The 24,203-nt window shown below is 70.5% G+C and carries 27 protein-coding genes; 5 read left to right on the plus strand and 22 right to left on the minus strand.

The genetic code is table 11. The annotated features are described in order from the left end of the window. The coding region (locus tag BLQ49_RS22125; protein WP_143012242.1) for a GTP-binding protein at positions 1 to 398 on the minus strand (398 nt) is incomplete at its 3' end. 310 nt (positions 399 to 708) lie between these two features. Here BLQ49_RS22125 and BLQ49_RS22130 point away from each other — a divergent pair. Further along, the gene (locus BLQ49_RS22130; protein ID WP_091719746.1) at positions 709 to 1,572 is read left to right on the plus strand and encodes an outer membrane protein; all 864 of its coding nucleotides are present in this window, start codon (positions 709 to 711) and stop codon (positions 1,570 to 1,572) included. A 266-nt stretch (positions 1,573 to 1,838) separates the two neighbouring features. Here BLQ49_RS22130 and phnN read toward each other — a convergent pair whose 3' ends face one another. Genes phnN through phnG form a run of 9 tightly spaced genes read right to left on the minus strand, consistent with a single transcriptional unit; the run spans position 1,839 to position 8,716 of the window. Beyond that, positions 1,839 to 2,369 carry a phosphonate metabolism protein/1,5-bisphosphokinase (PRPP-forming) PhnN gene (phnN, locus tag BLQ49_RS22135; RefSeq protein WP_091719749.1) on the minus strand — a complete coding sequence of 177 codons (531 nt, stop codon included), beginning with the start codon at positions 2,367 to 2,369 and terminating at the stop codon, positions 1,839 to 1,841. Beyond that, on the minus strand, positions 2,369 to 3,505 hold the full coding sequence (locus BLQ49_RS22140; RefSeq protein ID WP_091719751.1) for an alpha-D-ribose 1-methylphosphonate 5-triphosphate diphosphatase: 1,137 nt from the start codon (positions 3,503 to 3,505) through the stop codon (positions 2,369 to 2,371). The genes phnN and BLQ49_RS22140 overlap by 1 nt, the downstream gene beginning before the upstream one ends. A gap of 11 nt (positions 3,506 to 3,516) precedes the next feature. Next, positions 3,517 to 4,224 (minus strand): phosphonate C-P lyase system protein PhnL, encoded by a 708-nt coding sequence (gene phnL, locus BLQ49_RS22145; protein WP_091719754.1) that lies wholly within the window; start codon positions 4,222 to 4,224, stop codon positions 3,517 to 3,519. Then, positions 4,221 to 4,994, minus strand: coding sequence for a phosphonate C-P lyase system protein PhnK (phnK, locus tag BLQ49_RS22150; protein WP_091719756.1), 774 nt, complete (start codon positions 4,992 to 4,994; stop codon positions 4,221 to 4,223). The genes phnL and phnK overlap by 4 nt, the downstream gene beginning before the upstream one ends. After that, positions 4,991 to 5,467: a GNAT family N-acetyltransferase gene (locus BLQ49_RS22155; RefSeq protein ID WP_091719759.1), complete on the minus strand. Its 477-nt coding sequence runs from the start codon at positions 5,465 to 5,467 to the stop codon at positions 4,991 to 4,993. The genes phnK and BLQ49_RS22155 overlap by 4 nt, the downstream gene beginning before the upstream one ends. Continuing rightward, positions 5,464 to 6,549, minus strand: a complete 1,086-nt coding sequence (locus tag BLQ49_RS22160; RefSeq protein ID WP_280140999.1) for an alpha-D-ribose 1-methylphosphonate 5-phosphate C-P-lyase PhnJ — start codon at positions 6,547 to 6,549, stop codon at positions 5,464 to 5,466. The genes BLQ49_RS22155 and BLQ49_RS22160 overlap by 4 nt, the downstream gene beginning before the upstream one ends. Next, positions 6,546 to 7,652, minus strand: coding sequence for a carbon-phosphorus lyase complex subunit (locus BLQ49_RS22165; protein WP_091719762.1), 1,107 nt, complete (start codon positions 7,650 to 7,652; stop codon positions 6,546 to 6,548). Before BLQ49_RS22165 ends, BLQ49_RS22160 begins: the two co-directional genes overlap by 4 nt. A gap of 3 nt (positions 7,653 to 7,655) precedes the next feature. After that, complete coding sequence (gene phnH, locus BLQ49_RS22170) at positions 7,656 to 8,243, minus strand: phosphonate C-P lyase system protein PhnH (RefSeq protein WP_091719765.1); 588 nt, start codon at positions 8,241 to 8,243, stop codon at positions 7,656 to 7,658. A gap of 2 nt (positions 8,244 to 8,245) precedes the next feature. Continuing rightward, positions 8,246 to 8,716: a phosphonate C-P lyase system protein PhnG gene (phnG, locus tag BLQ49_RS22175; protein ID WP_091719767.1), complete on the minus strand. Its 471-nt coding sequence runs from the start codon at positions 8,714 to 8,716 to the stop codon at positions 8,246 to 8,248. Positions 8,717 to 8,795: 79 nt separating this feature from the next. Between phnG and phnF the strand changes: the two genes are divergently transcribed. Next, positions 8,796 to 9,539 carry a phosphonate metabolism transcriptional regulator PhnF gene (gene phnF, locus BLQ49_RS22180; RefSeq protein WP_091719770.1) on the plus strand — a complete coding sequence of 248 codons (744 nt, stop codon included), beginning with the start codon at positions 8,796 to 8,798 and terminating at the stop codon, positions 9,537 to 9,539. Between the two features lie 33 nt (positions 9,540 to 9,572). Here the strand turns inward: phnF and mfd are convergent, their stop codons facing one another. The 3 genes from mfd to BLQ49_RS22195 all read right to left on the minus strand — a co-directional run bounded on the left by mfd (position 9,573) and on the right by BLQ49_RS22195 (position 14,019). Beyond that, complete coding sequence (gene mfd / locus BLQ49_RS22185) at positions 9,573 to 13,175, minus strand: transcription-repair coupling factor (RefSeq protein ID WP_091719772.1); 3,603 nt, start codon at positions 13,173 to 13,175, stop codon at positions 9,573 to 9,575. Between the two features lie 307 nt (positions 13,176 to 13,482). Beyond that, a complete protein-coding gene (locus tag BLQ49_RS22190) occupies positions 13,483 to 13,713 on the minus strand; it encodes a hypothetical protein (RefSeq protein WP_091719775.1) in 231 nt (76 codons plus the stop codon). Between the two features lie 9 nt (positions 13,714 to 13,722). Then, entirely contained in the window at positions 13,723 to 14,019 is a 297-nt protein-coding gene (locus BLQ49_RS22195; RefSeq protein ID WP_091719778.1) for an FAD assembly factor SdhE, read from the minus strand. A gap of 196 nt (positions 14,020 to 14,215) precedes the next feature. Between BLQ49_RS22195 and BLQ49_RS22200 the strand changes: the two genes are divergently transcribed. The 3 genes from BLQ49_RS22200 to BLQ49_RS22210 all read left to right on the plus strand — a co-directional run bounded on the left by BLQ49_RS22200 (position 14,216) and on the right by BLQ49_RS22210 (position 16,123). Beyond that, complete coding sequence (locus BLQ49_RS22200) at positions 14,216 to 15,193, plus strand: quinone oxidoreductase family protein (protein ID WP_091719780.1); 978 nt, start codon at positions 14,216 to 14,218, stop codon at positions 15,191 to 15,193. Positions 15,194 to 15,203: 10 nt separating this feature from the next. Beyond that, on the plus strand, positions 15,204 to 15,830 hold the full coding sequence (pncA, locus tag BLQ49_RS22205) for a bifunctional nicotinamidase/pyrazinamidase (RefSeq protein WP_091719783.1): 627 nt from the start codon (positions 15,204 to 15,206) through the stop codon (positions 15,828 to 15,830). Positions 15,831 to 15,922: 92 nt separating this feature from the next. Then, entirely contained in the window at positions 15,923 to 16,123 is a 201-nt protein-coding gene (locus BLQ49_RS22210; protein ID WP_091719786.1) for a hypothetical protein, read from the plus strand. A gap of 64 nt (positions 16,124 to 16,187) precedes the next feature. On the opposite strand, the gene BLQ49_RS22215 is transcribed toward BLQ49_RS22210, so the two are convergent. From BLQ49_RS22215 to BLQ49_RS22255, 9 genes are all read right to left on the minus strand, one after another. Further along, positions 16,188 to 16,418, minus strand: a complete 231-nt coding sequence (locus BLQ49_RS22215; protein WP_091719788.1) for a hypothetical protein — start codon at positions 16,416 to 16,418, stop codon at positions 16,188 to 16,190. A 191-nt stretch (positions 16,419 to 16,609) separates the two neighbouring features. Next, positions 16,610 to 17,692 (minus strand): DNA polymerase IV, encoded by a 1,083-nt coding sequence (gene dinB, locus BLQ49_RS22220; protein ID WP_091719791.1) that lies wholly within the window; start codon positions 17,690 to 17,692, stop codon positions 16,610 to 16,612. Positions 17,693 to 17,827: 135 nt separating this feature from the next. Further along, a complete protein-coding gene (gene phnE, locus BLQ49_RS22225; protein ID WP_091719794.1) occupies positions 17,828 to 18,697 on the minus strand; it encodes a phosphonate ABC transporter, permease protein PhnE in 870 nt (289 codons plus the stop codon). Then, positions 18,694 to 19,575 carry a phosphonate ABC transporter, permease protein PhnE gene (phnE, locus tag BLQ49_RS22230; protein WP_091719797.1) on the minus strand — a complete coding sequence of 294 codons (882 nt, stop codon included), beginning with the start codon at positions 19,573 to 19,575 and terminating at the stop codon, positions 18,694 to 18,696. Before phnE (BLQ49_RS22230) ends, phnE (BLQ49_RS22225) begins: the two co-directional genes overlap by 4 nt. A gap of 16 nt (positions 19,576 to 19,591) precedes the next feature. After that, positions 19,592 to 20,518 (minus strand): phosphonate ABC transporter substrate-binding protein, encoded by a 927-nt coding sequence (phnD, locus tag BLQ49_RS22235; protein ID WP_091719799.1) that lies wholly within the window; start codon positions 20,516 to 20,518, stop codon positions 19,592 to 19,594. Positions 20,519 to 20,613: 95 nt separating this feature from the next. After that, positions 20,614 to 21,462, minus strand: coding sequence for a phosphonate ABC transporter ATP-binding protein (gene phnC, locus BLQ49_RS22240; protein WP_091719802.1), 849 nt, complete (start codon positions 21,460 to 21,462; stop codon positions 20,614 to 20,616). 111 nt (positions 21,463 to 21,573) lie between these two features. Further along, positions 21,574 to 22,209 (minus strand): LbetaH domain-containing protein, encoded by a 636-nt coding sequence (locus tag BLQ49_RS22245; RefSeq protein WP_091719805.1) that lies wholly within the window; start codon positions 22,207 to 22,209, stop codon positions 21,574 to 21,576. Further along, the gene (locus tag BLQ49_RS22250; protein ID WP_091719808.1) at positions 22,202 to 22,888 is read right to left on the minus strand and encodes a DUF1045 domain-containing protein; all 687 of its coding nucleotides are present in this window, start codon (positions 22,886 to 22,888) and stop codon (positions 22,202 to 22,204) included. The genes BLQ49_RS22245 and BLQ49_RS22250 overlap by 8 nt, the downstream gene beginning before the upstream one ends. Before the next feature lie 32 nt (positions 22,889 to 22,920). Next, entirely contained in the window at positions 22,921 to 24,069 is a 1,149-nt protein-coding gene (locus tag BLQ49_RS22255; RefSeq protein WP_091719811.1) for a ceramide glucosyltransferase, read from the minus strand. Positions 24,070 to 24,203 lie beyond the last annotated feature (134 nt).

A 24,203-nucleotide genomic window follows, 5' to 3' on the forward strand; every position in this document is an offset into this window, starting at 1 on the left:
ACCACCAGCGCCGGCACGCCGACCTGACGCGCCAGCAGGATGTGCTCGCGGGTCTGCGGCATCGGGCCGTCGGCCGCCGACACCACCAGGATCGCGCCGTCCATCTGCGCCGCGCCCGTGATCATGTTCTTCACGTAGTCGGCGTGGCCGGGGCAATCGACGTGGGCGTAGTGCCGGTTCGTCGTCTCGTACTCCACGTGCGCCGTCGAGATCGTGATCCCGCGCGCCTTCTCCTCCGGAGCCTTGTCGATCTGGTCGTAGGCCGTGAACGTCGCGCCGCCCGTCTCAGCCAGCACCTTCGTGATCGCCGCCGTCAAAGACGTCTTGCCGTGATCGACGTGGCCGATCGTCCCGATGTTGCAGTGCGGCTTGGTGCGGGAGAACTTTTCCTTGCCCATGATTCCCATTCCTGCGGCGGGGACCACGTGGGCACCCCGGATCCTGATCGGCCGCCCCGAACTTCGGACAGGGGCGCAAAACGCGGTTCGCTTAGAGGGTCGGCCGCCTCGGATCAAGCTCCGGCACGCGCGAGGCCCCCGCGGGCTCACCGACTGTCAAGCCACCTGATCGAGTCTTGCGCATGGAATTACCAATCCGCAGAAATCCAGTGGACACTTTCAGGTCACAGTGTGGCTTGGGAGGCATAGCGGTATCAATGCGGCCGAGCTTAAATGCGTCCAACAACGCACAAGCCCGGACCCCGCCACCATGATGAAGAAGCTCCTCCTCGCGACGGCCGCCACCGCACTGGTTACGACAGCTGCCTCGGCCGCCGACCTGCCGCGCCGCGCCGCGCCGCCGCCGGTCTTCACGCCGGTGCCGGTCTTCACGTGGACGGGCTTCTACGCCGGTCTCGAGTCGGCCTACACCTTCACGGATCGCGAGCGCATCACCACCGCGGGTGTCCTACCGGGCAACGCCAACAACGTGGCGCTCGGCCGTCGCCCGATCCTGACCTCGACCTCGCAGGACGGCTTCGCCAACATCGGCGGCACCGCTGGCTACAACTACCAGTTCACGCCGGGCTCCGGCATCGTGGTCGGCGTCGCCAACAGCATCGACTGGACGGACATCACCAAGAACCGGGTCGTGCTCGGCACCGGCAATGTCGCGGGCGGTGCGCCGAACATCAGCCAGTTCCGCCAGAGCCTCGACTGGCTCGGCACCCTGACGGGCCGCGTCGGCTACGCGTTCGACCGGGTCCTGGTCTACGGGATGGGCGGCCTCGCCTACGGCAACGTCTTCCACGATGCCAACTTCTACACCCCCGGCGGCGCCCTGCAGTTCGCCGGCCGCTACGACGACTTCAAGACCGGCTTCGCCTATGGCGGCGGCATCGAGTTCGCGCTGCCCACCGACAGCTTCCTGAACACCTTCGCGCTCGGCCGCTACCTCGGTATCAAGTACGACGCCATCACGGTGAAGGCCGAGTACCTGCATTACGATCTCGGTAGCCAGAGCGTGCTGGTCGCCGCCGTCCCGGGTGTCGGCACCGGCTCGTACATCTCGCGCTTCCGCACGGAAGGCAGCATCGTTCGCGCTGGCTTCAACTACAAGTTCGGCGGCTTCTAGTCCTTACAGCACAGCCTGGGACGCCGATCCCGGGCGACGAATGGGCGCGCGCCGGATCCGGCCCGCGCCCTTTTTCATGGCTGTGCCTTTTTCATGGCTGTGGACGTTAGACACGGTTTCCGATTGCCGATTTTCGGCCGGCCGTCTTTGCGAGCGAATCGAAGCTATCCAGCGGCGCCAGACCCATCGAAGTCGCGCCGCCCCGGGGTCACTTCGCTACGCTCGTGATGACATCACGGATGCTCGGAAGCCGCGCCTAGGGCGATTCAACAGGCGCACAGATGCGCGATGAGCTGCGCGGCGCCGGCCTCCGGCACACCGACGTTGAGGATTCGGAGATCCGCCTCGACCGCCACCTCCCGCGCCAGCCGTGCGGCGAGGTCGCCGTCCTCGGCCCGGCCCCTTGCGGCGAGCCGCCGCATCAGGATCGCGGGCGGCGCGGTGATCTCCACGACGCTCACGGGCCGGCCGGCGGCGCGGGCCTGCGCGACGACCCGACGCGAAACATTGCAGACCACCACATGGCCCGCCGCCGCCAGACGGCCGGCCTCCGCCGGGATGGCGTAGCCGAGGCCGTGGGCGTGCCAGTGCAGGGTGAAGCGCCCCGCCGCGCAGCCTGCCGCGAAGGCGGCCGCGTCGATCTCGTCGTTGTCCTCGTCCGCCGAGGGGGGACGCGTCACGAGGCGGCGCGGGAACACGTAGCGGGAATCGTCGGCCAAAGCCGCCCGAGCCAGCCGGATCAGCGTGTCCTTGCCGGCCCCGCTCGGGCCGACGACGAGGACGAGGCAGCCCGCCATCAGGCGACCCGCCGGCCGGTGCGCCAGACCTCACGGACCACCGGTACACCCTCAGCCAGTTGAACCCGCACGAGATCGGCCCGCAATCCGGGCGCCAGGGCGCCGCGGTCGGATAAGCCCGTGGCTTTGGCAGGGTTCGCCGTCACCGTGGCGAGCGCCTCCGGCAGGGTGATGGCGGGCGCCTGCTGGGGGAGCAGAAAGGCCGCCATCAGAAGGCTCGCCGGCACGTAGTCCGAGGACAGGATGTCGAGATGGCCGGCCTCGGCCAGCGCCAGGGCCGCGACGTTGCCCGAATGCGAGCCGCCGCGGATCAGGTTCGGCGCGCCCATCATCACGGTGAGGCCCTGGCCGTGGGCGGCCTCGGCCGCCTCCCGGGTGGTGGGGAACTCGGCGAGCCGCACGCCCTCGCCGACCGCCAGCGCGACATCGGCCAGGGTGGTGTCGTCGTGGCTCGCCAGCGGGATATTCATCTCGCGGGCGAACTGGACGAGGGCCGGGCGGTTCTGCGCGTTGAGCGCCTTGCCGTCGCGGATCTTGCGCTCGGTGTTGGCGCGGATCTCCTCCATGGGCCGTCCGCCGCGGGTGGCGTAGGTGTAGTACTTCTCCATGTCGCGGAACTGCCGCTGGCCCGGCGTGTGGTCCATCAGCGAGATCAGACCCACGGGGTAGCGGGCGGTGAAGGACGCCACCGTGTCGAGCACGTCCGCGGAGGGCAGCTCGCAGCGCAGATGCGTGAAGTGCTCGGCCCGGAACAGGTCCTGGGTGCGGGCGGTGTCGATGGCGCCTGCGAGCTGCTGCAGCTCGGAGCCGAGGCCGCTGCCATCCGGATCGCTGCCGGCGCGGAGCGAGTCGAACACCGTCGTGATGCCCGAGGCCGTGATCTGCGCGTCATAGGCCAGGACCGCGCCGAGCGGATGCCAGCGGACTTTGGGGCGCGGCGCGTAGTGGCTCTCCAGATGGTCGGTGTGCAGCTCGATCAGCCCGGGGATCAGGTGATCACCGCCGAAATCGAGGCCCCGGACGGGCGGACGGCCCTCGCCGATCTCCACGATCGCCCCGTCGGACACGGCGAGCCAGCCGTGCTGGACCCGGTCGGGCAGGACCAGGGTCGCGTTCTCGATGATGAAGTCGTCCATCGTGTCGGTCCTCAGGCTGCCCGGGCTTGCGGCGCGAAGCGGGTGACGTCGACCACCCGGGTCGCCACAGCGTCGCGCATCTCGCTGTCGTGGAAGATGCCGAGCACACCGGAACCGCCCTGAAGCTTCTCGCGCACGAGTTCGGCCACCACGGCGCGGTTCTGCGCGTCCAGGGAGGCGGTGGGCTCGTCGAGGAGGAGCAGCGGCCGGTCGGCGATCAGCCCGCGGGCGATGTTGACCCGCTGCTGCTCTCCGCCTGAGAAAGTCGCGGGGGGCAGGCTCCAGAGCCGCTCGGGCAGGTTGAGCCGGGTGAGCAGGTCCTGGGCACGCCCCCGCGCAGCTGCCTCGGACAGGCCGCCCTCGCGGCCGGCGGCCTCGACCACGTCGAGGGCCGGGACCCGCGGGATCACCCGCAGGAACTGCGAGACGTAGGCGATGACCCGCGCCCGCAGCGCCAGCACCACCCGCGGATCGGCCCTGACGACGTCCACCACGGCCTCGCCGTCGCGGACCAGGATGGCGCCGGCGTCGCAGCGGTAATTGCCGTAGGCCATCTTCAGGAGCGAGGATTTTCCCGCACCGGACGGGCCGCCGAGCACCACGCACTCGCCGGGCTCCACGGAAAGGCTTACGCCGCCCACAACCGGCAGCACGACACCGTCGCGCAGGTGCAGGGTGAAGCTCTTGGCAACGTTCTCGAAGGTCAGGAGCGCGGTCATGCGGCGAGCACCGAGGCGACGAGGAGCTGGGTGTAGGCGTGCTCGGGATCGTCGAGCACCCGATCGGTGAGGCCGGCCTCGATCACGCGGCCGGCCCGCATGACCATGATCCGGTGCGAGAGGAGCCGCGCCACCGCGAGATCATGGGTGACGATGATCACCGCGAGGCCGAGTTCGGCCGAGAGCCGGCGAATCAGGTCGAGGAGCCGCGCCTGGACCGAGACGTCGAGGCCCGAGGTCGGCTCGTCCATCAGCACCAGGCGGGGGCCGGTGACGAGGTTGCGGGCGATCTGCAGCCGCTGGCGCATGCCGCCGGAGAACCGCGTCGGCGGGTCGTCGATCCGGTCGGCGGCGATCTCGACGCGGCCGAGCCAATCGAGGGCCTGGGCGCGGATCCGGCCGTAATGGCGCTCCCCGAGCCCCATCAGCCGCTCGCCGACATTGCCACCGGCCGAGACGGCCATGCGCAGGCCCTGGGCCGCATCCTGGCGGACGAACCCCCACTCGGTGCGCATCAGCGCCCGGCGCCCGGCCTCGCTCAAGGTGCCGAGGTCGCGCAGCGTGCCGTCACGCATCCGGTAGGCAACCGTCCCGGAATCCGGGGCCAGCTCCGTGGCGATGAGGGAGAGCAGCGTCGACTTGCCGGAGCCGGATTCACCCACGATCGCCAAGACCTCGCCGGGCACGAGGTCGAACGACACGTCGGCGCAGGCGAGGCGGTCCCCGTAGCGCTTGGTCAGGCCGCGGACCTGAAGCAGCGGCTCGCTCATAGGTTCACCTCGGCGGCGTCGGGCGTGAAGGGGGGATCGAGGCGGAAGCTGTAGCCGTAGCGCTCGAAGCCGAGGCGCTCGTAGAAGACATGCGCCGGCTTGGCGTCGACGTTCGACGACAAAGCGAGCTTGTAGCAGCCCCGCGCCTGGGCGAGGCGGAATGCCTCGTGCATCATCGCCCGGCCGAGACCGCCGCCGCGATGTCCGGACGCGACCACGACGCTCTCGACCAGCGCCGAGGGCATGCCCCAATGGGCGATGTTGTCGAGGATGATGAGGCAGAAGGTGCCGACGATCGCACCACCGACCTCGGCCACGTAGAGCCCGTAATCGGGATAGGCCGTCTCAAGCCGGTCGAGCAGCGCCTCGGCCTGCTCCAGGGTCGCCACCCGCCCGCTGTTCAGCTCTCCATAGAGGTCGAGGACAACCGGGAGGTCGGGCTTCCCGGCCCGGCGGACCGTGAGTTCCGTCATATCGCGTCCCCCGTGCCGAGATGGCCGTCCGCGCGGCGCCCCTCGCAATGGTCGGTGTCCGAGCAGACGAACATCCGCCGGCCCGCATCGTCGAGCAGCATCTCGTCGAGATAGACGCCCTCGGCCCCGCACAGGGCGCAGGGATGGTCGAAGTGCTGCACCCGGAACGGGTGGTCCTCGAAGTCGAGGCTGCGGACCCGCGTGTAGGGTGGCACCGCGTAGATCCGCCGCTCGCGCCCCGCGCCGAAGAGCTGGAGGGCGGGGCAGTCGTCCATCTTGGGGTTGTCGAATTTCGGCGTCGGCGAGGGGTCCATCACGTAGCGGCCCGCGACCTCCACCGGGTAGGCGTAGGTGGTGGCGATGTGCCCGTGGCGGCTGATGTCCTCGTAGAGCTTCACGTGCATGGCGCCGTATTCGGCGAGCGCATGGAGTTGCCGGGTCTCGGTCTCGCGCGGCTCGAGGTAGCGCAGGGGCTCGGGGATCGGCACCTGATAGACCAGGGTCTGGCCCTCGGTGAGCGGCGTCTCGGGGATGCGGTGGCGGGTCTGGATCACCGTCGCCTCGGTTGTGCGGGTGGTGGTGGCGACGCCGGAGGTCTTGGCGAAGAAGCGGCGGATCGAGACCGCGTTGGTGGTGTCGTCGGCGCCCTGGTCGATGACCTTGAGCACGTCCGAGCGGCCGAGGATCGCGGCCGTCACCTGCACGCCGCCGGTGCCCCAGCCGTAGGGCATCGGCATCTCGCGGGAGGCGAAGGGCACCTGATAGCCCGGCACCGCGATCCCCTTGAGGATCGCCCGGCGGATCATCCGCTTCGTGCCCTCGTCGAGATAGGCGAAGTTGTAGCCGGATTGCGGGGCGGCCGTGCGTTCTGCATCCCCTCGCCCCGCTTGCGGGGAGAGGGTTTCGACGACCTCGTCGTCGGCGAAACGAGGCGGCAGCCGAAGGTGAGGGGGTGGTGACGGAGGAGTCTCACCCGGACAGTTCCCCTCACCCTCGCCCTGCGGGCTCACCGCGTCGACGACGAGGTCGCCGCGATCCTCACCCCGCGTGCGGGGAGAGGGGAAGGTATGCGTCGCGCTCATTCCGCGGCCTCCTGCATCTCAACGGTTTCGGACTTCCGCTCGAACTCGGTGCGTAGCCGGCGAACCAGTTCCAGTTCCGCCTGGAAGTCGACGTAGTGGGGCAGCTTCAGGTGCTCGACGAAGCCGGTCGCCTGGAGGCTGTCGCAATGGGCGAGCACGAATTCCTGGTCCTGGGCCGGGCTCGTCACCGGCTCGCCGAGCTCCTCGGCGCGCAGCGCCCGGTCCACCAGCGCCATCGCCATCGCCTTGCGCTCGCTCTGCCCGAAGCTCAGCCCGTAGCCCCGGGTGAACTGAGGCGGCGCGGCGCCCGAACCCTTGAACTGGTTGACCATCTGGCACTCGGTGAGCTGCACACGGCCGAGCGGCACCGCGAAACCCAGCTCCTCGGGCACGAATTCGACCGCGACCTCGCCAACCCGGATCTCGCCCACGAACGGGTGGGTGCGGCCGTAGCCGCGCTGGGTCGAGTAGGCGAGGCCGAGCACGAAGCCCTCGTCGCCCCGGGCGAGCGCCTGGAGGCGCAGGGCCCGGTCGGCGGGGTAATCCACCGGCTCGCGGGTGAGATCGCCGACGGGGGCGCCCTCGTCCGGCGGAGAGGCCTCGATCAACCCGTCCTGGGCAAGCATGTCGGTGACCCGCGGGCAAAGCGCGGCATCGACGCGGGGCTCGGCCTCGGCGGCGGGCTCGATGTCGCCCTCGGCGGCCAACGTGAAATCGATCAGCCGGTGCGTGTAGTCGAAGGTCGGTCCGAGCACCTGCCCGCCCGGCAGATCCTTGAAGGTTGCGGAGATCCGGCGCTCGACCGCCATGGCGCCCGTGTCGACCGGCACGGAGGCACCGAAGCGGGGCAGCGTCGTCCGGAAGGCACGAACCAGAAAGACCGCCTCGACCACGTCGCCGCGGGCCTGCTTGAGTGCCAAAGCGGCGAGATCGGGATCGTAGAGCGAGCCTTCGGTCATCACCCGATCGACCAGCAGCGCCATCTGCGCGCGGATCTGCGCCACGGACAGCTCGGGCACGGCGGGATCGCCCCGGCGCACCTCGGCAAGCAGCCGGTGGGCGTTGTCGATGGCGGCTTCGCCGCCCTTCACAGCCACGTACATGGCTCAGGCCTCCGTCACCGTGGTGGAGCGTGGCAGCCCGGCGACGCGGCCGGGCGCGGTGAGGATCAGATCGACCCCGAGGGGGAAATCCGCGCGGTTCGCGGCCAGCTGCCCGACGAAGCCGTCTGGCAGAGGCGTCGGCGCCATCCGGACGGCACCCCGAATGCCCGGGCCGGTGAGATGCAGCCCCTCCCCCACGGTGATCGCGTCGAGGGCCAGCACCAGCGTGGTGGAGGTGTCCGGATAGGCTGGCGTGCCGGGGGCGAAGCGACCGAGCGGCGGGCAGCGCGCGGGATCGCGGACCAGCGCGAAGGCCGCCCGGGCCGGGTCATCGGTGAGCGGCGCCCCGGTATGGAAGCGCAGGTAGGCGGCGACCTCCGGCGCTTCGGCCAGAGGAGGGTCGAGCCAGACCGGCGTGTCGGCATCGGTGAGCGTCAAGGCGATAGCGGCGAGTTCCGGCGTAAGCGGCGCTGGCGGCTGCAGGCCGGGGGCAAGGGGCCGGACGAGACCGGGCCGGGCGAGGGCCTCCATCACGGCGCGGAACGTCGCCTGCGCATCATGGACCGGATCGGCGAAACCGGGTGCAAGCATAGTCAATCCTCCCCGCGGGCGAGGGTCAGGAAGTCGACGCGCGTCGCGGCGGTATGGCGGGCCGCTCGTGCGCGGGCCGCCTCGGTCCGTCGGGCGACCGGGGCCAGGGCCGCCTCGACCCGATCGCGCCGGGCGGGATCCTGCCAGAGGGCGTCGAGGATCGCGGCGAGCCGCGCCTTCGTGCGGTCGCGGCCGAGGTGATAGGCAAAACCGCTGGTCCCGTCTGCGAGGCGGATGGCGGCGCGGGTCACGCTGACCTCGCCGAGGTTGAACGGCCGCCCGTCGCCGCCAATCCGACCCGTGGCCATCACGAGCCCGGTCTCCGGGGCACGGAGATTTTCGGTCGCGGGCGACCCGAGCGCCGTCAGCGCGGCCGCGAGATCGTCGCGGTTGGCGTTTGCGCAGAGCGCCATCACGGCCTGCCGGTCGGCGACCGCGTGGTCAGGGGCCGGTCCTGTCGGGTCAGGGGCCATCGCGAATCCCTCGCTTGCGTGGTTGTATAGTTACGTAGACAACTGGCGTACCCGGCGCAAATGAAGTTTGGATGACAGCATGGAAGCGCAGGCGCAGATGCCCGGTCTGGTCCGGGGCGAGGGGCTGACCGCGTGGCGGCAGATCGCCGACGCGCTGATCGCCGATATCGCGACGGGGCTCTACACGGCGGGGCAGCAGCTGCCGAGCGAGGCGGCGCTGGCGGCGCGCTTCGCGGTGAACCGGCACACCGTCCGCCGGGCGCTCGCCGCCCTGGCGGAGGGCGGCCTCGTGCGCGCCAGCCAGGGGCGGGGCACCTTCGTGGAGGCGGCGCCGCTGGCCTATCCGATCGGTCCGCGCACCCGCTTCTCCGAGATTGTCGCCGGGGCGGGCCGCGAGGCCTGGGGTGACCTGCTCGCTGCCGCCACCGTCCCGGCCGGGGCCGAACAGGCGGAAGCCCTGGCGCTGGCGCCCGGCGCACCTGTGCTGGAACTGCTGACGGTCCACCGGGCGGACGAGACCCCGCTCTCGACGGCGCTGACCTGGCTGCCGCTGCCGCGCTTTTCCGGCTTCTCCGAAGCCTATGCCGCGCGGGGCTCGATCACCCGGGCGTTCGCGGCCTGTGGCGTCGACGACTACACCCGCCTTTCGACGCGTATCCGTGCTCGACCGGCCGACGCGCAGGAGGCAGAGCGCCTCGATATCGCACCCGGCCGGGTCGTCATGGTGGTGTCGAGCGTCAACATCGACGCCGCGGGGGTGCCGATCCAGGCGAACCGCACCCTGTTCGCCGCCGACCGCGTGGAGCTTGTGATCGGCGGCTAGAACGCGCGCCGCCGAGACGCGTGGCTCTGCCCCTTATGCCGCCTTCTTCCCCCGCTCGGCGATCTTCACGAGGCTGCGCAGCACCTCGGTGGCGGTCTTGAGCCGCGCCGGGATCGTGTTCAGCTCGCGCACGAACACGACGCTCATGTCGGGCCGCACCTTCGCGAACGAGGCCTGCTCGGCGACGTAGGCCACCAGCCCCTGCGGGTTGGCGTAGGAGCGGTCGCGGAAATGGACCACCACGCCCTTCGGCCCGGCCTCGACCTTCTCGACGTTGGCCTTGAGGCAGAGGATCTTGATCGTGCCGATCTTAAGGAGCTGCTCCACCTCGGGCGGCAGCGGCCCGAACCGGTCGATCAACTCGGCGCCAAAGCTCTCCATCTCGGCATCGTCCTGGATGGTGGCGAGCCGCCGGTAGAGGGCGAGCCGCACCCCGAGATCCTCGACGTAATCCTCCGGGATCGTCACGGGCGCGCCCAGCGCGATGGTCGGCGACCACGCCTCCTCGGGCACGTCCTCGATGCCCGCCTTCAGCGCCGTGACCGCATCCTCCAGCATCTGCTGGTAGAGTTCGTAGCCGACCTCCTTGATGTGGCCCGACTGCGCGTCGCCGAGCAGGTTGCCGGCGCCGCGGATGTCGAGATCGTGGGAGGCGAGCTGGAAGCCCGCGCCCAGCGTGTCGAGGCTCTGGAGCACCTTGAGGCGCTGCTCGGCCTGGGCGGTGAGCTGGCGGTTGGCCGGCGTCGTGAACAGCGCGTAGGCGCGGGCCTTCGAGCGCCCGACCCGGCCGCGCAGCTGGTAGAGCTGGGCCAGACCGAACATGTCGGCCCGGTGCACGATCAGCGTGTTGGCGGTGGGGATGTCGAGGCCCGATTCCACGATCGTGGTCGAGAGCAGCACGTCGAACTTGCCCTCGTAGAAGGCCGTCATCACGTCCTCGAGCTGGCCCGCCGCCATCTGGCCGTGGGCGACCGCGACCTTGATCTCGGGCATCTCGGCGTCGAGGAACTTTTTGACCTCGGCCAGATCCTCGATGCGCGGCACCACGTAGAACGACTGGCCGCCGCGGTAGCGCTCGCGCAGCAGCGCCTCGCGGATGGTCAGCGGGTCGAACGGCGTCACGAAGGTGCGCACCACCAGCCGGTCGACCGGCGGCGTCGCGATGATCGACAGTTCGCGCACCCCCGTCATGGCGAGCTGGAGCGTGCGCGGGATCGGGGTCGCCGAGAGGGTCAGCACGTGGACATCGGCCTGGAGCGCCTTCAGCCGCTCCTTGTGGGCCACGCCGAAATGCTGCTCCTCGTCCACGATGATCAGGCCGAGATCCTTGAAGGCGATGTTCTTGGCGAGCAGCGCGTGGGTGCCGACCACGATGTCGACCGTGCCGGCGATGAGCCCCGCCCGCGTCTGCTTCATCTCCGCCGCGGAGGCGAAGCGGGAGAGCTGCGCCACCTGGACCGGCAATCCCTTGAAGCGCTCCGCGAAGGTCCGGTAGTGCTGGCGGGCGAGCAGCGTCGTGGGGACGATCACCGCCACCTGTTTGCCGGAGATCGCCGCCGCGAAGGCGGCGCGCAGCGCCACCTCGGTCTTGCCGAAGCCGACATCGCCGCAGACCAGCCGGTCCATCGGCCGGCCGGCATTGAGGTCGTCCAGCACCGCGTCGATGGCGTTGGCCTGGTCCTCGGTCTCCTCGAACGGGAAGCGCGCGGCGAACTCCCCGTAGAGCCCCTCCGGCGCCTGCAGGGCCGGTGCCTTCCGGACGAAGCGTTGGGCCGCGACCTTGATCAGCTCGCCCGCCATCTCGAGGATGCGGCGCTTCATCTTGGCCTTGCGGGCCTGCCACGCGCCGCCGCCGAGCCGGTCGAGGGCGACCTCGGAATCCTCCGAGCCGTAGCGGGTCAGGAGCTCGATATTCTCAACCGGCAGCAGCAGCAGGCCGCCGGTATATTGCAGCTCCAGGCAATCGTGCGGGGCGCCCGCGGCGTGGATCGTCTTGAGGCCGACGAACCGGCCGATGCCGTGATCGGCATGGACCACGAGGTCGCCGGGCTGGAGCGCCTGCACCTCCAGGATCACGTCCTGGGGCCGCTTGGCCTTGCGCTTCTGGCGGACCAGCCGGTCGCCCAGGATGTCGCCCTCGGAGACGACGGCGAGCTCGCCCGCGGTGAAGCCCGCCTCCAGGCCCCAGACCGCCACCGCCGCGTCGGTGCCGCGCTTCAGCGCGTAGACGTCGGTGAGCCGGGTGATCGCCACGGGCTTCTTCAGGCCGTGATCGGTGAGCACGCCGCAGAGCCGGTCGCGGGAGCCGTCGGACCAGGCTCCCAGGATCACATGATGACCGGATCCCTGGAGATCGCGGATATGGGCCACCGCGGCGTCGAACACGCTGGCGTTCTCGTCGGCCCGCTCGGGCGCGAAGTTTCTTCCCGATTTTGCGCCGCAATCGATCACCGCGCGCTCAGGAGACTCAGGCTGCGCGAACGGGGTCAGCCGCGCCACCGTGGCGGTGGCGATCCGCTCCTTCAGCTCATTCGGCGTCAGGTAGAGGGCGCGGGGCGGCAGGGGCTTGTAGGGCGCGACGCCGGGCTGCGGCGTCTTCATCGCGCCCTCGCGGGCCTGGTAATAGTCCTGGACGAGGCTGATCCGCTCGGCGGCGGCATCCTCCACCTGCGGGTCGAAGACCAGCGGCACGCCGCCGAGATAATCGAACAGCGTGTCGAGGTGGTCGTAGAACAGCGGCATCCAGTGCTCGAGGCCGGCGTAGCGCCGCCCCTCGCTCACCGTCTCGTAGAGCCGGTCGTCGCGGGTCGCCGCGCCAAAACTCTGGATGTAGTTCTGGCGGAAGCGGCGGATCGTCTCCGTGGTGAGCTGGACCTCGCTCATCGGCATCAGGTCCAGCGAGCGGAGCTGGCCGGTGGTGCGCTGGGTCTCCGGGTCGAAGGCGCGGATCGATTCCAGCGTGTCGCCGAAGAAGTCGAGGCGGATCGGCGCCGCCAAGCCCGGGGGCGACAGGTCGAGGATGCCGCCGCGGACCGCGTATTCGCCGGTGTCGCGCACCGTCCCCGTGCGCAGAAAGCCGTTGGCCTCGACCCAGGCCACCACGTCGTCCATCGCCACGACGTTGCCGATCGCCGCCGAGAACGCCTCCCGGGCGATGTGGGCGCGGGGCGGGACCCGCTGCACCAGGGCGTTGACGGTGGTGCAAAGGATGCGCGGCCGATCCTCGGCCGAGCGGGTGCGGGCGAGGCGGGCCAGCGCCGTCATCCGGGCGGCGGCGACGGCGGTGGTCGGCGAGACCCGGTCGTAGGGCTGGCAGTCCCACGCCGGCAGGCTCATCACGTCCATCTCGGGCGCGACGAAGCCGAGCGCCGCCTGGAACGAGGCCGAGCGGCCGGAATCGCGCGCCACATGGACCAGCACGGCCGGCGCATCGACGGTGGGCGCCAGGGCGCGGGCGAGGTCGGCCAGCGCCAGCGCGTCAAAACCCTCCGGGGCGTTGGCGAGCACCGGGCTGTCGCCGCGCTTCAGGGCGTCGATCGCCTTGGCGAGCGCGGAGGATTTCGGCAGGGCGAAGCGCGCGACCTGCTGTTTGGCGGCAGGGGCGGGCGCGGAAGGCTTCGGTTGCGGCTTGGCCATCGGGTCTTTCGCGGGGGATCCCGCCGGGCGCGTCAGGGGCAGATGTTGGGTGGCGTTAGCCCAACGGGCCAGCGCGATAAAGCGTCCCGGCGGTCGCGTCCGGACGGCTGAACGCACCCTATAGGGCAGTTATGCTGCGGCATGGAACGGCAACCGTCCTTGCGAGCGCAGCGAAGCAATCCAGGGCCGCGCCACGTCTCCGGGCGTCGCGCAGCCCTGGGTCACTTCGCTGCGCTCGTGATGACGGAGCGGGCTGCATCGGCCAAGAGCTTCGATCGGATGCGACGGAAGCCTCTGGCGCGCGCCCTCACGCGTCCGGCCCGACGATCTCCGCCAGCGCCGCCTCGACCCGGCCGCGGAAGAAATCCGCGTTGGGCATGTGCTCGGTCATCGCGGCGGCCCGGGATGTGGCCTGCCGCAGGATCTCGGCGCGCAATGCCGGATCGGAGCGCTCCATCATTTCCAGCATGATGCGCACCACGAGTTCGGTCGCGATCGACCGGGCCGGGTGATCGTAGTTGGGCTTGGGTTCGTCCATGACGGTCCCTCAGGAATGGATCGGTGCGTCGTGCCGGTGGAAGGCGCGCACGCGCTGCCAGACCGCCGTATCGTAATTCGAGGGCGTCTCGACCTCGCCGGTGAGCCACTTGAACAGGTCGCGGTCCGGCACCTCGATCAGCGCCTCGAACTGGTCGAGTTCCGCCTCGGACAGCTCGCCGATCTCGGCATCGGCGAAGCGGCCCATGATCAGGTCCATCTCGCGGATACCCCGGTGCCAGGCGCGGTACAGGAGGCGGCGGCGGCGCGGGTCGAGATCGGCGCTCGTACGGGTGGTGCCGGACATTTTTCGGACCTTCCGGTCGGGGGACGGGCGGGCGTTGTCGCCAAGATAGGCGGCCGGGCGTCCCGGATCCAGGATCCAGGATCCGACCCCGGATGCAACCGAAGCGCGAAAGTCAAAAAGAAATTGCCTCCAGCCGACGCTTCGTTATCTCGAAAGGCGAACGCCCCGGGACGGGGCGGCGAGCGGGAGTCCAACGATGCCGAAGGCGATCCGGGTCTACGAGTACGGCGGCCCCGAGGTGATGCGCTTCGAGGACGTGCCCCTGGCCGAGCCCGGCCCCGGGCAGATCCGCGTCAAGCAGGCGGCCATCGGCGTCAACTTCATCGACATCTACTTCCGCACCGGCGCCTACAAGTCTCCGCACATGCCCTACACCCCCGGCAAGGAGGGCGCCGGCACCGTCACGGCGGTGGGCGAGGGCGTGACCCAGTTCAAGCCCGGCGACCGGGTCGCCTATGGTTCGGTGGCGGATGGCTGCTACGCCGAGGAGCCGGTGATCCCGGCCGCGGCGGCCGTGCCGATCCCCGACGGCGTCGACGAGCAGACCGCCGCCGCCATGATGCTCAAGGGCCTCACCGCTGAGTACCTGCTGCATCGGACCTACGCGGTGAAGCCGGGCGACACGATCCTGTGGCACGCGGCCGCCGGCGGCGTCGGCCTGATCGCCTGCCAATGGGCCAAGCACCTCGGCGCCACGGTAATCGGCACCGCCGGCAGCCCCGAGAAGGCGGAACTCGCCAAGCAGAACGGCTGCGACCACGTCATCCTCTACCGCGAGGAGGATGTGGCGAAGCGCGTGCGCGAGATCACCGGCGGCAAGGGCGTGCCGGTGGTCTATGACGGCGTCGGTCAGGCGACCCTGATGGGCTCGCTCGACAGCCTCGCGCCGCTGGGCGTGCTCGCGAGCTTCGGCTCGGCCTCCGGGCCGATCACCGGGCTCGACCTGGGGCTGCTGGCGCCGCGCGGCTCGCTCTACGTGACGCGCCCGACGCTCGCGACCTTCTCGTCGAACCGCGCCACCCTGGAGGAGGCGGCCGCCCGCCTGTTCAAGGTGGTGCGCGAGGGCGCGGTGAAGATCGCAGTCAACGCCGCCTACCCGCTCGCCGAGGCGCAGCAGGTGCACCGGGATCTGGCGGGCCGGGAGACCACCGGCTCGACCGTGATGCTGCCGTGACCTCCGCGCCGTGACACCGGGCGCCTCGGACCTGCTCCTCGTCATCGACGTGCAGGTCGATTTCCTGCCGGGCGGGGCGCTCCCCGTCCCGGAGGGGGATGCGGTGATTGACCCGATCAACGCGTTGCAGAGCCGCTTCCGGACCGTGGCCCTGACGCAGGACTGGCACCCGGCCGACCACATCTCCTTCGCGGACAACCATGCCGGGAAGGTGCCCTTCGAGACGGTGACGCTCCCCTACGGCGCGCAGGTGCTGTGGCCCCGGCACTGCGTCCAGGGCAGTCCGGGCGCTGGTTTCGCGCCGGGGCTCGCCACCGACCGGGCAGCCCTCGTGATCCGCAAGGGGCTCGATCCCCGGGTCGACAGCTACTCGGCCTTCCTGGAGGCCGACCTGACCACCCGAACCGGGCTCGCCGGGGCATTGCGGGAACGCGGCATCACCCGCCTCGTCCTGTGCGGCCTCGCCACGGATTTCTGTGTGGCCTGGAGCGCCTTGGATGCCCGTGAAGCGGGCTTCGACACCCTCGTGGTGGCGGATGCGGTGCGCGGCATCGATGTGGGCGGCTCGCTAGCAAATGCGTGGACGCGGATGGAGGCGGCAGGCGTCCGCCGAATCACGACGTCGGAGATCGGCTGAGCGGGCCCGGGAGGCGAACCGCCGCACGGCAAGCGGGAGACCGTCACGGCCCCGACGCGTTGGCCCGGCTCCAGCATCCGACAGGAGCCAGCATGTCGAACAAGCATCCCAAGACCGAGACGCCCACGGACGCCGACCTCAAGGGCAATCCCGGCATCGGCACCTCGAAGGGCATGAGCGGCGCCGACCCGGCGGACCTCCAGGCCGATTCGACCTTCGAGGGCGATGTGGACAACGAGACCAAGCTCGACGGCGGCATCGACCCGAACCACCGGCCGCGCAAGAACGCCTGAGCCGCGAACGCCGCGGCATCGGCTTGGCCCCGGACCGCTCGACCGGTCCGGGGGTTCAGGATCTTCAGCGGGCGCGGACCGGCGCCGGGCGGTGCTGGGGCACGGTGGGTCCGGGGACGGCCGGGTCGCCGTGCGGCGCCGTCTGGATGAAGATCTGGCCGGGGCTCGCCGTGTAGCCCCGCAGCATCGCTGCGTTGGCGGCACTGAACCCGGAGGTGTCGTTCGCCAGGGCCACACCGGCCGAGACGGGCAGCATCAGCGCGGTGGCGACGGCCAGGAAAACGCGTTTCGACAAAGGTGGGCTCCTGCGGTTCGGGGCCGACGCGCTTGAGGGCGTCAGCCGGGATGACCGCTATCTGGGTCTCCGCTGGCCGATACTGCGTGCGGCGGCGCACAATGAGCGCTGCAGCGAAGTCGAAGGCCGTTTTGAAGGATCAAGGCCCCGTTCTTCACCCGCCCTCCAGAGGGCGCATCCTGACGCGGACCTCAGAGCCCGAGCCCGAGCTGCCGCGGCCCCTCCGGCTCCTCCTGCGCGAAACCCGACAGAGACACCCCGATCAAACGGGCGCTACGCCGCAGGGGAAACAGGCCGGCGAGCAGATCGAGGGCGATCCGCTCTAGGCTCGCCCGGTCGGCAACCGGACCGGCGAGGGATTTCGCCCGGGTGACCTGGGCGAAGTCGGAAAACTTGAGCTTCAGGGTGACGGTTCGACCCCGCATGCCCTTGGCAGCAGCCCCGGCCCAGACTTTGTCGAACAGGGGCGCCAGCCGGGCGGCCAGGACCTCGAAGGCCGCCGTGTCGTCCGAGAAGGTGGTCTCCGCCCCGATCGACTTGCGGATCCGGTGGGCGCGCACCGGCCGCATGTCGATCCCCCGGGCGACCGCGTGGTAATAGGCACCGGCCGAGCCGAAGGTCTCGCGCAGGCGTTCCGGCGTCCAGGCGCGTAGATCCGCCCCGGTGCGGATCCCGAGCCGCTTCATCTTGGCCTCGGTGACCGGGCCGACCCCGTGGAACCGGCCGATCGGCAGTTCCGCCACGAAATCCGGCCCCATGGCGGGGGTGATGACGAACAGCGCATCAGGCTTGCGATGGTCGGAGGCGACCTTGGCGAGGAACTTGTTGTACGAGACCCCGGCCGAAGCGATGAGCCCGGTGCGCTCCAGGATCTCGGCCCGGATCGCCTTCGCCACCGCGGTGGCCGTAGGCAGCCCCTGAAGATTCTCGGTGACGTCGAGATAAGCCTCGTCGAGGGCCACCGGCTCAATAAGGGCCGTGTGCCGGGCGAAGATCTCGCGGATCTCCTCCGACACGGCGCGGTAGACCTCGAAGCGCGGCTTGACGAACCGCAGGTCTGGGCAGAGCCGCCGCGCAGTCGCCGAGGGCATGGCCGAGCGGACGCCGAACTTACGCGCCTCGTAGCTCGCCGCCGCCACCACGCCGCGCTCCCGCGAGCCGCCCACCGCCAGCGGCAGGCCGCGCAGGGCCGGATCGTCGCGCTGCTCCACGGAGGCGTAGAACGCGTCCATGTCGATGTGGATGATCTTTCGGAGCGCGACCTCCGGATCCATCGCCGCCTCGGAGATCCGCCGTGAGTTCCCGATCCGTTCTGAAAAAGCGCGCTCTGCCGGCCGGGTCAAGCCGCGGCGGAGGCGGCTCAACAGGGTTGTCCGACCCTGTCATCCCACGGGGGGCCTCGATCCCCTTCAGCGCGCCGCCGGTCCGATGATCGCCCGGCGCAGGCGGGTCGAGACCAGGTCGATCGCCGCCACGGTGACGAGGATCATCAGCACTAGGAAGGCGACCTGCTTCAGTTCCAACACGCGGATCAGCTCGGTCAGGTACTGGCCGATGCCGCCCGCGCCGACGATGCCGATGATCGTGGCCGAGCGGGTGTTCGACTCGAAGAAGTACAGCACCTGGCTCGCCAGCACCGGCAGCACCCCGGGGATCAGCCCGAAGCGGATCCGGTGCAGGCTGGAGCCCCCGGAGGCGACGACGCCCTCGCCGGGCCGCCGGTCGCAGGTCTCGATCGCCTCCGAGAACAGCTTGCCGAGCGCCCCGAAATCCGAGCACGCGATGGCGAGCGCCCCCGCGAAGGGCCCTAAGCCCACGACGTTGATCCAGATCAGCGCCCAGATCAGCACATCGACCGAGCGCATCACGTCGAGGCCGCGGCGCACGGCGAAATGCGCGAAGGGGTTGGGCACGACGTTGCGCGCCGCCAGGAACGCCACCGGGAAAGCCAGGATCGCCGCCGCCAGCGTGCCGAGGAACGCGATGCCGAGCGTTTCGCCGAGCGCATGCAGGAAGGTCCAGACATGGCCCTCCGGGGATGGCGGCAGCATCAGCACCGTGAAGGAGCCGAGCCGCCCGAGTCCGTTGAGGATGCGCGCGGCAGAGACGTCGAGGCGCCAGCAGGCCAGGGCGGCGAGGCCGATCAGGGCACCGAGCGCCAGGACGAACCGCGCCCGGGCGGCGCGATCCGCCCGGAACTGCGCCGGGTAGCGACCGCGCAGCCGCGCGAGATTGTCCCGGGCTTCAGCCCGCAGGGCTCCGGTACGGGCCGCGCTCATCGGGGGTCCTCCGGGCCGATCAGCCGGTGGCGGAGCTGCTCGGTGGCGAGATCGATGCAGAACACGGTCAGGATGATCAGCACGAGGATCGCGCTGACATCCGCGTAATAGAAGTTGCGGATCGCCCCCAGGAACTCCTGGCCGATGCCGCCTGCGCCGACGAAGCCCAGTACGGCCGCCCCGCGCACGTTGATCTCGAACCGCAGCAGCCCGTAGGAGGCGAAGTTCGACAGCACCTGCGGCAGCACCGCGAAGCGCACCGTCTGGACCCAGGTGGCACCCGCGGCGGACAGGCCCTCGACGGGGCGCATGTCGATGTTCTCGACCACCTCGGAGAACAGCTTGCCCAGCGCCCCCGTGGTGTGGATCGCGATGGCCAGCACACCGACCATCGGGCCGAGGCCGAAGGCGATCACGAAGATCAGCGCGAACACGATGTCCGGGACGGTGCGGCACACCTCCAGGCCGCGCTTGGTCAGGAGGCGCAGCAGGCGCGACCGCACGAGGTTGGCGGAGGCGACGAAGCTGAGGACGAAGCCCGCGATCCCGCCGAGCAACGTGCCGAGATAGGCCATCAGCAGGGTCTCGCTCAGCAGCGCCAGCCAGCCGGGCAGGCCCCAGTACCAGGCGCGCAGGTCGGCGACCGGATGGTCGAGGCCGACCGGCGGCAGGATCTGCGCGAGATAGGCGGTGAACTTGCCGATGTTCTCGGCGAAGGTCAGCGGCCGCACCTCGGCGACGAGCCCCGCCAGCACGGCGAGCACCGCCACGAGCGCGAAGCCCGCAAGCGTGCGGCGGCGCGCGGCGCCGGTCGCCGCCGCATAGAGGCCGGAGAGGGCGGCTTCCCGCTCCGGCGGCAGCTTGGTCAGGCTACGCAAGGTCGATGCGTCCGGATCAGGACTTCTTGCGCTGCTCGTCGTTGAACCGCAGCATGTCGATGACCGGCTTGTAGTCCTGGATGGTCGCCGGGATGATGCCGAGATCCTTGCCGTCCGACAGCCGGTCGAAGGCGGCCTTGTCGGCGGTCGGCAGGGCGAGGAGCGCGTCGCGGATCTTGGCCTTCAGGTCGTCCGGCAGGCTGGACAGCACGGCGTAGGCGTCTCCCGCCAGGAGATCGGACTTGAAGACGATCCGGAAGTCGTCCTTCGCCAACGGGCGGCCCTGGGCGTCCTTGACGATGCCCTTGGTCAGCATACGCGCGAGATTGTTGTCGGCCTCGGAATTCCAGAAGTTCGCCGCCGCGTCGGCGGTGCCCTGGGTCAGCGCCAGCACGGCGTTCTCGTGGCTTCCGGCGTAGAAGACCTTGCCGAAGAACTTGTCCACATCGTAGCCGGCCCGCCGCAGGAAGAAGCGCGGAGCCTGATTGCCCGAGGTGGAGTTCGGATCGACCAGGGCGAGGTTCTTGTCCTTGAGATCCGCGACCGTCTTGTACGGGCTGGAGGCCAGCACGTAGACCACGGAATAGTAGCCCGAGATGCCGGTCTCGTGCTTCGGGCTCACGACCGGCTCGATCTTCACGCCGGTCATGACCGCGCGGGACAGCGAGGCGGCACCGTAATACGCGATCTGGATGTTGCCGGCCCGCTGACCCTCGATCACCGCGGCGTAGTCGCTCGCCACCCGCAGCTTCACCGGCACGCCGATCGCCTTACCCAGATAGTTCGCCAGGGGCGTGTAGCGCTCGACGGTGCCGCTGGCGTTCTCCGCCGGGATGACCGCAAATGTCAGCTCGGGATACTGGGCCTTCCAATCCTCGGCGGCCGCCGGCAGGCCGAGCAGGGCAAGGGCCGCAGCGGCGGCGAGGGTACGTCGGGTGATCATCGTGCGGTCCTTCGGCGTTGGTGCAGGCTTCGGCCGCCCTGTGGGTCGGCCGGGCGTTTCCCGATCCGTTTTTCGTGTTGGGGCCGGAGCCCGATTCAGGCGCCGAGCGCGGCCTCTCGGACCGGGCGCGCCGGCACGATCCCAGGCAGCCCCGGCAGCGCGGCCCGCTGCTCGGCCTCACGCTCGGCCGAATCGTCCAGCACCTCGCCAGCCTCCAGCCCGTAGAGCCGGCGGGCGACGTCCTCGGTGAGGTCGAACGGGCCGCCCTCGAACACGACGCGGCCGGCGGCCAGACCGACGAGCCGATCGCAATAGGCGCGGGCGAGGTCGAGGGAGTGCAGGTTGCACAGCACCGTGATGCCGTAGCGCCGGTTCACCTCGGCGAGCGCATCCATCACGAGGCGCGTGTTGCGCGGGTCGAGGGAGGCCACCGGCTCGTCGGCCAGCAGGATCTGCGGCTCCTGCACCAGGGCCCGGGCGATCGCCACGCGCTGCTGCTGGCCGCCCGAGAGGCCGTCGGCTCGCTGGCCGGCGAACTCGCCCATGTCGAAGCTCTCCAGGGCGGCGAGCGCCATCGCCCGGTCCTCGTCGGACCACAGGCGCAGCAGGGCCCGGTGGCTCGGAACGTGGCTCAGCCGCCCCATCAGCACGTTCGTCATGACGTCGAGGCGGCCGACGAGGTTGAACTGCTGGAAGATCATGGCGCAGCGCGTGCGCCATTCGCGCAGATGCCGGCCCTTGAGGGCCGTGACCTCGCGCCCGTCGTGCAGGATGCGGCCCGAACTCGGATCCGCGAGCCGGTTGATCAGCCGCAGGAGCGTCGATTTGCCGGCGCCGGACCGGCCGATCACGCCGACGAAGCTGCCGGGTTCGATCCGCAGCGAAACGCCGTCCACCGCGCGCCGGTCGCCGTACTGGCGCGTGAGATCCTCAATGACAAGCATGCCTGCATCCGCTGCGGAATGGCCGCAGCTAAACGCCGCTTACACGACGATTGAATGACGAATACGATGTCTTATTGTTTGCCGGCGCAGAATATCTATTCGATAGCCACCTCAGGATTCGTAGCGTTCAAGGAATGCTTCGATCGGTAGGGCACGGAAATCCGGAAGCGCGCGGCGCAAGGCCTCGTGGTCCCAGTCCCACCACGCGAGGCGTTCCAGCCGCGCGGCGATCGCCTCGGGGAATCGGCGTCGGACCGGCCGGGCCGGGTTGCCGACCACGATCGTGTAGGGTTCGACATCGCGGGTGACGATCGCCCCGGCGCCCACCACCGCGCCGGTGCCGATGGTCCGGCCCGGCAGGACCACCACCCCGTGGCCGATCCAGACATCGTGGCCGATCGTGACCGGGCTCGCCCGGCGCCGGTCGAAGAAGGCCGGCTCGTCCGCCTCCTCGGGCCAATAGGCGTGCGCCCGATAGGTGAAATGGGCCTGCGAGGCGCGCTCCATCGGGTGGTTGCCCGGGTTGATGCGCACGCTGGCGGCGATCGAGCAGAACTTGCCGATCGTCGTGTAGATCACCTCGCCGTCCTGGCCGATGTAGGAATAATCGTCGAGCACCGTCTCGGTCAGGCGGGTGCGGGCGCCGATCTCGGTGTAGCGGCCGAGGCGGCAGGATTCGACCCGGGCGCTGGGATCGATGCCGGGTTCGAGGCCCAGCCGCAGGGAAGCCTTGGGAACCTCAGCCATAGGACTCCCCGAAGGGTAGGCGCGCCAGGAGCCGGAACGGCCCGGCCCCGTCCTGGGTCAGGAGGCAGATCGCGTCGATCACCACGGGCTCGGGCCCCGCGGCGGCGTAGGCCTCGGCGAGGCGGCGGTGCCAGCCGTCGCGGTCGGGCTCCGGCAGGGCATCGGTCAGGGTCATGTGGAAGCGGAAGGCCTCGAACACGTGCGGATAGCCCCAGCGATCGAGCAGGGCACGGCCCCGCGGATCCAGGCGCTCCGGCCGGCGCTTGGCACGCTCGGCCTCAGTGAGCGGCGCCCGCAGGGAGTCGAGGGCTGCGACGCATTCGGCCGCGAGCAGGCCGAGTTCCGGCGGCGGGTTCTCCGGCACGAGAGCGAGGAACCGCCCGAGCGCCGCGACCCGCAGCGGCCCGACCGCCACTGGCGGGTGCGCGGCGGCGAGGGCGCGGGCGGCGACCACGAGATCGGCCTCCGTGGCGCCGGGCGCGAGGCGCAGGGGCGCCTTGAGCGTCGCGTGGAAGCCGTAGACCCGGGCGCCCGTGTTGATGGCGGCGAGGTCGCCCAGCCCCTCCGGCTGCGCGACCGGCTCGCCGGAGACGTTGTCGTACCCGAGCACGCCTCGGCCGAAATCCTCCAGGCGGGAGCCCGGGGCGGGCAGCCAGTACAGGGCGTAGCGGCGCGTCACGTCTCAACCTCCGGTGCGAGCGACGACCGCGATCAGGCCGTCGGCGCGTAGCTCCGCGCTTCGGCGGCCCGGCGCGGGCGGACATCCATGGCGTTGCCGCGCCACACGATCGCGCTCTGAACCCAGGCGCCCAGCCAGATCGCCGGGATCAGGGCGTCCCGCACCAGGAAGGCCGCCAGCATGCGGGGCGTGCGATGCCAGCCCGCGCGGATCGCGAGCGCGACCTCCGCGGCATAGCACAGGGCCGCGAGGCCGGCAGCGCCGACGAGCCCGGCGAGGCTCCCGGCCCAGACCGCCACCAGCAGCGCCGGCAGCAGCACGCCGCTGCCGATCTCGGGGATGAAGAAGAGCGGGAAGGTCACCCGCCGCAGCCGGGCCCAGCGCAGCTGCCTTGCCCAGACCTCCCGGAAGCCGCGCGCGCCCAAGGGCTGCTCGAACGGGCTCGCCACGAGGTGCACGCGCTTGCCGGCGGCCCGGACCAGCTTTGTGGCGGCCGCGTCCTCGGCGATCTCGGCGGCGAGCGCCTGGAGCCCGCCCTGCGCTTCCAGGAACGGCTTGTGCCAGAGCATGCTCTTGCCCTGCGCGAAGCCCAGGCCGAACGCCTCGGCGGCGTATTGCCAGCGCGCCTGGAGGGTGTTGAGGAAGGCGCATTCCACCTCGGCCATGAAGCTGCCCGGGCGGGCGCCCACGGGGGTCGAGCAGACGAGGCCGGTGTCATCGCGCCACGCCGCCTGGAGGCGCTGGAGGTAATCGGGTGGCATGGCCACGTTGGAATCGGCCAGCACCACCCAGTCGTGGGCGGCGGCGCGCCAGCCGCGCAGGCAGTTGTTCAGCTTCGGATTGTCACTGACGCGCTCGTCGCCGAGGATCAGCCGGGCCAGCACCTGGGGATGCGCGGCAATCAGGCGCTCGACCAGCGGCACGATCGGATCGGCCCGGTCGGCCACGCAGAAGATCAGCTCGTAGGCGGGATAGTCGAGGCGGAAGCTCCGGATGAGCATCTCCTCGCTGAAGGCTTCCAGGCCGCGGAGCGGGCGGATCAGGGAGACCGGCGCTCCGGCCGGAAATTGCGACGGCCCATGGACCCTGCCGAAACGCCGGGCCGCGATGGCGATGCTGCCGATCTGAACGAGGGACAGGACCGCGCCGAGGGCGAGAGCCGGCACCGTGGCGTCAATCATGCGGAGTCCCGTTCGGCGTCATGAGCGGCCCGGTCGCTAGCGGCCGGACCGCGTCAGTCGTGTGACACTCCGGGGACGAGGGCCAGAAATACGCTGGCCCCTCGTGTCTCGGGTTTCCAAAGGGCTGAAGCCCT

The organism is Methylobacterium phyllostachyos, assembly GCF_900103445.1.
Classification (GTDB): Bacteria; Pseudomonadota; Alphaproteobacteria; order Rhizobiales; family Beijerinckiaceae; genus Methylobacterium; species Methylobacterium phyllostachyos.